The sequence below is a fragment of the Streptomyces sp. NPDC059355 genome, assembly GCF_042752335.1.
GTDB lineage: Bacteria > Actinomycetota > Actinomycetes > Streptomycetales > Streptomycetaceae > Streptomyces.
Genome location: NZ_JBHYXN010000106.1, coordinates 1 through 1,655, shown reverse-complemented (window position 1 = coordinate 1,655; position 1,655 = coordinate 1). Strand labels below are relative to the sequence as shown.

Below are 1,655 nucleotides of genomic sequence, written 5' to 3'. Positions count from 1 at the left end.
AACCTGGAGGCCCCTTTGCGCCCGATCCGTCTCACCTCGTTCGGCTACCTCCACCTGTCCACCGGCCCGGACGGCTCCCCCGTTCCGCCCGCCGCCGACCGGATCGAAGATGTCCGCGACCGGCTCCGCGACCCCGCCGCTGCCCGCGACATCCTCGACCTCGACGGCCTCAACCCCCGCGTCCAGGACGTCGTCCTGAACACCCTCGGCGCCCGCGAGTTGCTCGCCAACCTCGCCGACTACGCCGACCTCCCCGCCGGCCCGAGCCACATCGCGATTGGTTGCGCAGGAGGTAGGCACAGGGCATCCGGACTCACCGAACTCCTCGGCCGCGAACTCCGTGCCCGCGGCCGTGAGGTCGTCATCGAGCACCTGCATGTCCATCTGCCGCGCGTCCTCAAGACGTCCGCCACCCAGGCCGGACAGGAGACCGTCCGATGATTCGACGCTTCCGTCGCTGCGGCCACGCTCCCGGCGCCCGCGCCCTTGATGACCAGGCCGTCGTCGACGAGTTCCGCGCGATGCTCGCCGCCGTACGCTCCCCGGAACCGTGGACGCCGGGCAGCGGCCGAGACATCGCCGTGCGGGTCGGCCCCTTCATCGAGCGCGCCCACCCCCGCCCCGGCGACGACCACGGCACCGAGACGATCGCCGTCGCCCTGGTCCACCCCGACGCCCCGAACGCCGCGGCCCACCGCCACGGCCACGACCTCGGCTACACCGACCGGGGCTGGCTGCGCTGCGAGACGACCGCGATCCTCGGTGCCTGGCAGCCGGCTTACGCAATGCTCACCCACGCCGCTGCGAACCTGTCCCTCCCCGATGACGTCGGCATGGACCGCGCCCACTACGGCGTTCACGTCGAAGCCCGCCGCACCGACGGCAGCGGCTACGCCCTGCTGCGCCTCGGGCCCTACACCCAGACCTGGCTCGCCTCCCGAGACGCCGACCGCCTCAACACGGAACTGGCCGGCCGCGCCGCACTCGTCATCCCCGGCTTCACCGTCACCGCGCAGAACGCTGCGTTCGACGTCAGCGACCACGACAGCTACACCGACCCGCACGACGCTGACGTCACCGTGCTCCTCGCTGCCGCCCTCGCGGGGGTGAGCGCGTGACCACCACCGACCTGTACGAGATCGTGACCGGCGAGGGCGACGACGGCACCCTGCACCCTGTCGAACAGATATGGACCCCCTGCGCTGACGACGCCGCCGACAGTGGGTTCATCGCCCACCGTGGCTTCCACGTCACCGGGATCGACGACCCCACCGACGACCACCTCTACCCCGTCGCGTTCCTCGTGCTCGGACACCAGAGGTGGACCGACGTCGTTGAGGCTGCCGCTGCGTACATGGCCCGGATCCACAGCTGGCGGAACCTGCATCTCTACCCCGGTGACGACCCCTCCTTGCTCATCCCCCTAATCCCGCGCGCGGTCCACACCCACGGCGTCTTCCTACGGCACCCGCACTCAGACCACGGCTGCGGATGCGAGTGGGACGACACCTGGCGCATGGTCTGGGCGCCCCATACCGAACCCGGGGCCGTGCCGGTCACCGCCCTGCGGCACCCCGCTGCACTGGTGGCCGCCGCCGGCATCCCCAACCCTGATGAAGGCGCGCCCGCAACCTGGGCGGCCTGACAGCCGAAGG

3 protein-coding genes are annotated in these 1,655 nt (G+C 71.5%); all 3 read left to right on the top strand.

The genetic code is table 11. The features are described 5' to 3' along the window. A partial coding sequence (locus ACFXGI_RS38660; RefSeq protein WP_384717761.1) for a hypothetical protein occupies positions 1-441 on the top strand: 441 nt, incomplete at its 5' end. Next, on the top strand, positions 438-1,118 hold the full coding sequence (locus ACFXGI_RS38655) for a hypothetical protein (RefSeq protein WP_384717758.1): 681 nt from the start codon (positions 438-440) through the stop codon (positions 1,116-1,118). The genes ACFXGI_RS38660 and ACFXGI_RS38655, both read left to right, overlap by 4 nt. Beyond that, on the top strand, positions 1,115-1,645 hold the full coding sequence (locus ACFXGI_RS38650; protein WP_384717755.1) for a hypothetical protein: 531 nt from the start codon (positions 1,115-1,117) through the stop codon (positions 1,643-1,645). Before ACFXGI_RS38655 ends, ACFXGI_RS38650 begins: the two co-directional genes overlap by 4 nt. Positions 1,646-1,655 lie beyond the last annotated feature (10 nt).

What these genes read in the sequence shown, in the direction of transcription:
- ACFXGI_RS38655 (WP_384717758.1), top strand. Translation starts at nt 438, where the DNA reads ATGATTCGACGCTTCCGTCGCTGCGGCCACGCTCCCGGCGCCCGCGCC.